The sequence below is a fragment of the Desulfuromonas sp. genome, assembly GCA_002869615.1.
Lineage (GTDB): Bacteria > Desulfobacterota > Desulfuromonadia > Desulfuromonadales > UBA2294 > BM707.
In genome coordinates this window covers 1-7,613 of record PKUH01000085.1, presented here as the reverse complement: position 1 = coordinate 7,613, position 7,613 = coordinate 1, and the positions used below count along the sequence as shown (strand labels likewise).

The window sequence follows — 7,613 nt, the reverse complement described above, 5'->3', positions numbered from 1 at the left end:
CGGCCCGGCAGCCGGGTTCATTTCTTTATTGAGCGATAAAGAAACGAACCAAAGAAACCGCTCCCCTGCCGGGGGCTTTTTGTGCGGTCTGAATTGTTTTTGTTCAACCTTGCTGCTTGGGAGTTTGCCTTGAGACAAACGCGGCATATCTCCGTGGCGGTTGCGGTCGGGCTACGATTGAGTGATCGCGCTGACGGAAGCGACCGCAAGAGCTCCACGGGTGAGTCAAAGGCTTTACTTTTAAAGTTTTGAGACTTTCTCTGACAACTTACAGCTTAAAACTTACAGCTGCCTTTATTTGCTTTACGGAACTCAATGCTTTCAAAACGCCGAACAATCAGAGCGGTGGTAACAGCGGAACAGGCCGGGTTGCGTCTCGACCAGTTCCTGGCACAGATTGATCAGGATCTTTCACGTGGTCAGGCAAAAAAGCTGATCGATCTCGGTTCCGTACATCTCAACCAGCGTCGTCTCATGCAATGCTCCCGCGAACTCAGAACCAACGATGCAATTACCGTCCATATCGATGGTCTGCCGTTTGAACCTTTTGTGCTGAAAGACCAGGACATCATCTTTCGTGATCAATACCTGTTGCTCGTCAACAAACCGGCCGGCGTCGACACACAGCCGACACCGTCCCGTTACAAGGGGACGCTTTATGCGGCGGTTGCCGATTATCTGAAGAATCCGCTGCGTCGGGATCTGAAACCGTCGATCGGCATGGTTCAGCGCCTTGATCGCGATACCTCAGGTTTGATCATTTTTTCGATTCATCGTCAGGCTCACAAGGGTTTGACGCAGGCATTCGCCGGTCGCGGCGTGCGGAAACTCTACCGGGCTTTTGTCTCCGGGCGTATCGAACCGGCTGCAGGCGAATTCAAGTCGATGCTGGCCCGCAATCGGGCCAGCAACCTGATGCGGAGTGTTGCCCGGGGCGGACAGGAAGCGCTTACCCGCTATCGAACAATTGCCGCCAACGAATTGATGTCTGCCGTCGAAGTTGAGATCCCGACCGGACTGATGCATCAGATCAGGGTTCATTTTGCCGAAGCGGGGCACCCGCTGCTCGGCGACACACGATATGGCGGCCCGGCTGCGGTCGGCAATGTCGACATTCCCCGTCAGATGCTGCATGCCTGCTCATTACAGCTGCTGCATCCGGTGAGCAAAGTTAAACTCGATTTTTCCCTTGATCTCCCTTATGATATGAACGCTGTTTTCCGCAAGCTATCAGGAGATTGATGATGACTTTGCCGCACATAGATCCGGTCATCTTCCATATTGGGCCGCTGGCTGTCCGCTGGTACGGAGTCATGTATCTGCTCGGATTTATCGGCAGTTATTTTTACATGAATTATCTGGCCCGCCTGCGCAAATTCTCATTGAATTCCGAAGCGATTTCAGACCTGATCTTTTATGGCGTGTTCGGTGTTGTTCTCGGCGGCCGGATCGGTTATACCCTTTTTTACAATTTTGATTATTATCGTCATCACCTGTTCGAAATTCTCGCCGTATGGAAAGGCGGGATGAGTTTTCATGGTGGCCTCCTCGGGGTCACCGCGGCAATCCTCCTGTTTTGCCGCCGCCGCAACAAGTCGCTGCTTGAAGTAGGCGATATCGTCGCTGCGGCGACCCCGATCGGACTCGGATTCGGCCGGATTGGCAATTTTATCAATGGTGAACTCTGGGGGCGGGTAACCGATGTTTCCTGGGGTGTCGTCTTTCCGGCTGCCGGCAGCATGCCGCGCCATCCGAGTCAGCTTTACGAGGCTTTCCTCGAAGGCGTTGTCCTTTTTGTCGTTCTCTGGTTAGTTCATCGCCTGCAGCCCCGTCGGGGCCTGCCGCTATTTCTTTTTCTCGCCGGTTATGGTCTGGCCCGGTTTGTCGTCGAGTTTTTTCGCCAACCGGACAGCCATATCGGTTATCTCTGGCAGGGCGCCACCATGGGCCAGCTGCTCTCCCTGCCGATGTTTCTGCTCGGGATTGCCGGGATTATAATCATTTATGGTCGGAGGAATGCCGATGGCTGAATTCAAGGGCGTGATTTTTGACTGCGATGGGGTGATGTTCGAGAGCCGGCGGGCCAACCTGGCCTATTATAATGACATCCTCACTTATTTCGGTGCCGATCCGGTCAACGAAAACGATCGGGAAAAAGCCGACCTCTGTCATGCGGCGGCAAGCCCGGAGGTTCTTCTGCATCTTCTGGGGGAAGAACGGCGCGATGCGGCCCTGGAATTTGCAGCAACGATCGATTACCGGAAATTTATCCCGTGCATGGATCCGGAACCGGGTCTGCACGATGCCCTGGCTCGATTATCCGAATCATTGCCGCTGGCAGTGGCTACCAACAGGGGCAGCAGCATGCCGGCAGTCCTTGCGCATTTTGAACTGAACCGATATTTCAGTACGGTTGTCACCAGCCGCGACGTTGAAAGACCGAAACCACATCCGGATATGCTGCTGCTGGCGATCAGCCGTCTCGGTCTCGATAATGCGGATGTTCTCTTCGTCGGCGACTCGATTTACGACAAAAAGGCGGCGGAGCAGGCAGGCATTGCCTTTGCCGCCTATAAACCCTCATTCGAGGTCCCGCTCAGTCTCGAGAGCCACGCTCAGCTGACAGAATATGTTCTGGGGTGATAAATTTCAGTGCAGGTGCTTGATCATTTCAAGGACATGTCCGCTGCTGCTCCGGCTGCAGTCGACCTTGTCCATGATTGATTGAATGATGTAAACGCCGCGCCCCGACTCCTCGGGTCTGCCAAAGTCCGGACTCGGCACGTTTTTCAGGTCGAACCCCTTGCCCTGATCATACACCTTGATATGCAGATCCTTGTTGATGATCGAGATATTGATATGGATTTCCCGGTCGTCAAGACACGATTCGGCGTGGAGGATTGCATTCGACGTTGCCTCGGTCAAGACAAGGTTGACCTGGTAGGCGAGTTCCTCCCGGTCTCCGTTGTAACGCTTGATCGTCCGGGCGATGTCTTCGCCGATTTTGCCAATCAGACTGAGATAGCGCGTCTGATTCGGCACTTTTATGTCAATGGCAAGTTTTTCAGTCATCGCGTGTTCACAATCCCCTGCCTCAGTTTCCAGCGGCTACTGGAAACTCGAAAGGGCTTCATCCGATTCCGGAAATATTTCAAAAACCCGATGCAGGCGGGTCAGTTCGAACATTGATTTCACCTGGGGTTGAAGGCCGCTCAGCTTCAGATTGCCGTTGCGGGCGCTGGCATTTTTGAAGCCGGAGACCAATGATCCGAGCCCGGATGAATCGACGAAGCGAACTTCCTGCAGGTCGACGACAAGATTGTTCTTCCCCTCGTCAAAGAGTGAAAGCATCTGCGTCTTCAATTCACTGCTGTTGTGGGCGTCAAGACGCTCTTCCTTCACTTCAATCAGGACGGTTGCCCCTTTTTCCTCGATGTTGATATTCATTCAGTACCTCCCGGTGGTTTTATTGAGCCAATCTACCTTAAGGATAACATAACGTTTGGTTCTGGCATTCGAGAATATCGCTATAAACAGTTTTTAATAACGACAATGGAAACGTCATCGATGAAATTATGATTGCCGGCGAATAACCGCGCCTGTTCGAGTAAATAATCGATGGTCTGCTGGGCAGACATCTGCCGGGCCGCGAGCAAGGACTCTTTCAGGCGGTCCTCGCCGAAAAATTCTCCTGCGGAATTTTCGGCCTCGGTGATTCCGTCAGTATAAAGAACGATTGTATCGTTAGGGGTCAGAGAGCACGATTTCTCTTCAAAAACGACCCCTTTTCTGACACCGATAATCATCCCCTCAGCATCGAGCTCCTCGATCGAATTATCGGCCGCCCGGACAACAAGCGGGAGATTATGGCCGGCGTTGCTGTAACGGATGGTGCCGGACACAACATCGAGCGACAGGTAGAACATGGAAATGAAGAGTTCGGTCCTGGTCAGATCGTCATAGAAGAATTCATTCAGGTGCTGCATCAATTCCGCCGGCGGCGCCGATTTTTCACAACTCGACCGGATCAACGTCCGGGTTTCCGCCATGATCAGAGCCGCGCCGATATTGTGTCCCGAAACATCGGCAATAACGATATCGATCTTGTCCTCAATGTGAGTCAGGAAATCAAAGTAATCGCCGCCGACCTGGCGGGCCGGTACGCAGATTCCGGCGATGTCGAACCCTTCTGCTTCCGGAAAAGAGGAGGGGAGCAGGCCGAGCTGAATCGTTTTGGCAATCTGCAGCTCGCGTTCGTTCTCTTTTGCGGCAATCAGTTTTTCAGTCTGTTCCGAATTCCGCCAGGCGACTCCGATCTGGCCGGCCAGGTTGCGGAACATTTCGGTAAATTCATCGGTAAAGATCCCCTTGGATGTTTTTGAAAATGCCGAAAGAACACCGATTGGCTGGCCTTCAATCGTTATCGGAGCGTGTGCAAGAGATACGATACCCTCCTGCCGGGAAACCTCGGCCGAAACCGGCTTGTCCATCTGGGCGGTATCGTTGATAACGATCTCGGTGTTGGTCAGAAACGATTCGCCGATACAGGTTGTCATGTCAAGGTTGCGCTCGGCGATGCCGAGATGCTGCGACGTCATCCCTGACTGGCTCATGACAACCAGGGTGTCGTTCTCCTCGTTAAGGATTCTGATCACACAGAGGTCAAACATGAACTGTTGCCGGAGCAGCAACAGAATGCTGTCCATGATGTTCTGCAGATCCTTGCCGCTGGCGACGATTCGCGCCGCTTCATAGAGGACACTCAGCTGCTCCCGGCTGGCGGTTCGACTCAGGGTCACGGTTCCGAAAATATCGAAAACTTCTTCCATGGTACTGCCCCGGGTTTCCAGGTAGTTCTCAATGATTATTTTGGCGGGGGCTGCGCCGACCGAACCGGCCAGGGTTTTTTCGGTGAATCGTTTCAGTCCGGGAAGTTCATGCTCGGAAAGACTCCCTTTACGGTCAATCTCCCGATCACCGAGATAATTCGAAATCGCTGCGTGCGCCTGCTTCTCCCCGATGAATTTAGCCATGAGATCGACAAATTCAATAATTGTCGGCGCCTGTTCGATCCGCTCATGGGTGATAATCGCCGAAATCGAATCCGGGCTGGAGACAAATTTGTCGGCCTGCTCAATCTCGTGGCGGCTCGGCTTGCCGAGCAGCGACAGAGTGAGGAACGCACCGATGTTGAAAAACATCGTCCAGAACAGGGAATGGGTCCAGATGTCGAAGCCGTTCAGTCCGAACAGTTCGAGTGGGCGCAGGGCAGTTATTCCAAAAAGTCCCTGTTCGAGAATCGACTGATCGAGCCAGCCCGAACGGACAAAAGAGGGGACGAGCAGGGTGTAGAACCAGAGCAGGAAGCCGAGGAGAAGACCGAGTATGGCGCCGCGTCGGGTCGCCCGGCGCCAGTAGAGACCGCCGATCAGGGCCGGGGCGAACTGGGTTGCGGCGATGAAGGAAATCAGGCCGATATTGACCAGGGCATACGACTCTCCGATCATTCGATAGTAGGCGTAACCAAGAAAGGTGACCGCCATTATGCCGAGCCGTTTGATGTTGATCAACAGCCCGGAGATGTTCGATTCGGCCAGGCGGAATTTCAGGATGATCGGCATGATGATGTGGTTCAGGATCATTGTCGACAGGGCGACCGATGAAATCATAACCATGCCGGCCGATGCCGAAAATCCGCCAATAAATACAAGCAGTGCCAGCCAGGTGTGGCCGGTTTGCAACGGCAGGTCGATGACAAAGTAGTCGGCATTTGCCGTGTCGCCATTGGTCAGTAGCAGGCCGCCAAGGGCAATCGGGATGACAAACAGGTTGATCAGGAACATGTATGCGGGAAAACGCCACATCGCCTTTTTGATATGATCGAGATCGGAGTTTTCAATAACCATAATATGAAACTGGCGCGGCAGAAACATGAACGCCATCATGGCGATAAAGGTCAAGGTGAACCACTTTGAGTAAGGGGTATGCTCCGGATCGAGTGAAAGCAGATAGCTCCGTTCCGGGAAACGTTCGATAAAACGGGAGAAAATATCGGCAAAGCCGTCGAAAAGACCATAGGTGACAAAAATACCGACGGCAACAAATGCGACGATTTTAACCAGTGATTCGAGTGCCACGGCGGCAACGAGGCCCTCGTGCCGCTCTGTTGCGTCAAGGTGCCTGGCTCCGAAGAGGACGCCGAAAAGACCGAGAAGTAAAGCGACGACAAAGGCCGTGTCGATTGGATTGGCGAGATTCGGCAGCAGCTCATTGATCCCCCTGGTCAGTTTTTCCGGATTGACCGTCAGGTGGTCGAAAGTGTTGGCGACCGCTTTTAGCTGGAGAGCGATGTACGGCATGATGCCAAGAACCGCAAAAATAGTCACAACGCTGCCCAGTAACTGCGATTTTCCATAGCGGCTCGAAATAAAGTCGGCAATGCTGACGATGTTCTGTTCCTTGCTGATCTGGACAATCTTGCGCAGCAGAAACCACCAGGTAAATGCTATCAGGGTCGGCCCGAGGTAAATCGGCAGGAAGTCAAGGCCACTCGTCGCCGCCCGGCCGACACTGCCGTAAAAAGTCCATGAAGTCAGGTAGACGGCAAGCGAAAGTGAATAAATATAAGGGTTGGAGATAATGCTGCGGCCCTGTTCGCGGCGAACGTCAGCATAATAGGCGACCGCAAACAGCAGGCCGAAATAGAGGAGTGAGAGTAGAGCGACAGCCGATACGGAAATCATGATTCATCCCGCCCTGAACTTTTCCGGTCATGTTCGGGAGCTTCAATGATTCTGGAAAAGAGATAGATCACGCCAATCGAAATCGGCCAGCCGATAAAGAAATAGAGAATCAGTATCGGGATGCCAAAATAAAAGGTCGTCTTGTTGAAGATGTGAAGGAACGGGTAATTCAGCATGACGACTCCGAGCAGAAAACAGAGGATCCAGATTTCTCGCAGTTTGGCTGTTTTCGTATCGTTTTTGTTCATTCCGTTTTCCTGCATTGCATGGTGTTGTCGATTCTCTGATTGCCGGAAATCTCTTTTTATAAGGTACCACATGCTAAACAGCTGTAAAGGTGCTATATTACGAGACTTATCACGTTGACGTTAGTAAATGGCGTGTGTTAGTTATTGAAAGTGAGCGTTTTTTTAGGGACCATCGCAGAGAAGAGTAAAACCTGATTTCGCCACCAAGGCTCCAGGTTTACCAAGGAAGGCAAAGGCATCCTTACCGCAAAGGCGCAAAGATCACAAAGGTGAAAACCGCAACACAAGGGCTGTCCCTAATCAACGAGAAAGCTCAACACAGGAATTAAGGGAAAAGCGGGCATCAGTCGCAGATTAACGTTGATAGGAGCTGATAGAATCCAAGACATTTCAACGCTAAGAAGAACAGGTGCAATTTTAACGGAGAGCCGCTGAGGCGCAGAGAAGAGTAAGGTTTGGTTTGTTGAATCGGTTCAGATTAGTTTAATTGGTTGAATTTTTAACAAATAAAACTGATCGAACTATAAAACGAATTGAAACCGAAGTTGATTTTCCTCTGTGCCCTCTGCGTCCTCGAGTGAGTGAAACGAACGGGCGTGATAAAGGTTGAAGGTTGTTGTTG

7 protein-coding genes are annotated in these 7,613 nt (G+C 52.1%); 3 read left to right on the top strand and 4 right to left on the bottom strand.

Annotated features, from left to right (window positions below; all coding sequences use genetic code 11):
- Positions 1-315: 315 nt before the first annotated feature.
- The 3 genes from C0623_08265 to C0623_08255 are packed head-to-tail and all read left to right on the top strand — an operon-like array spanning position 316 to position 2,643.
- Positions 316-1,242, top strand: coding sequence for an RluA family pseudouridine synthase (locus tag C0623_08265; GenBank protein ID PLX99894.1), 927 nt, complete (start codon positions 316-318; stop codon positions 1,240-1,242).
- Positions 1,243-1,244: 2 nt separating this feature from the next.
- The gene (locus tag C0623_08260) at positions 1,245-2,030 is read left to right on the top strand and encodes a prolipoprotein diacylglyceryl transferase (GenBank protein PLX99893.1); all 786 of its coding nucleotides are present in this window, start codon (positions 1,245-1,247) and stop codon (positions 2,028-2,030) included.
- Positions 2,005-2,643, top strand: a complete 639-nt coding sequence (locus C0623_08255) for an HAD family hydrolase (protein ID PLX99892.1) — start codon at positions 2,005-2,007, stop codon at positions 2,641-2,643. Before C0623_08260 ends, C0623_08255 begins: the two co-directional genes overlap by 26 nt.
- 6 nt (positions 2,644-2,649) lie before the next feature.
- Here C0623_08255 and C0623_08250 read toward each other — a convergent pair whose 3' ends face one another.
- From C0623_08250 to C0623_08235, 4 genes are all read right to left on the bottom strand, one after another.
- Positions 2,650-3,072: an anti-sigma factor gene (locus C0623_08250; protein ID PLX99891.1), complete on the bottom strand. Its 423-nt coding sequence runs from the start codon at positions 3,070-3,072 to the stop codon at positions 2,650-2,652.
- A 36-nt stretch (positions 3,073-3,108) separates the two neighbouring features.
- Positions 3,109-3,447: an anti-anti-sigma factor gene (locus C0623_08245; GenBank protein PLX99890.1), complete on the bottom strand. Its 339-nt coding sequence runs from the start codon at positions 3,445-3,447 to the stop codon at positions 3,109-3,111.
- Positions 3,448-3,527: 80 nt separating this feature from the next.
- On the bottom strand, positions 3,528-6,743 hold the full coding sequence (locus C0623_08240) for a stage II sporulation protein E (GenBank protein PLX99889.1): 3,216 nt from the start codon (positions 6,741-6,743) through the stop codon (positions 3,528-3,530).
- Complete coding sequence (locus C0623_08235; protein PLX99888.1) at positions 6,740-6,991, bottom strand: hypothetical protein; 252 nt, start codon at positions 6,989-6,991, stop codon at positions 6,740-6,742. Before C0623_08235 ends, C0623_08240 begins: the two co-directional genes overlap by 4 nt.
- Positions 6,992-7,613: the final 622 nt, after the last annotated feature.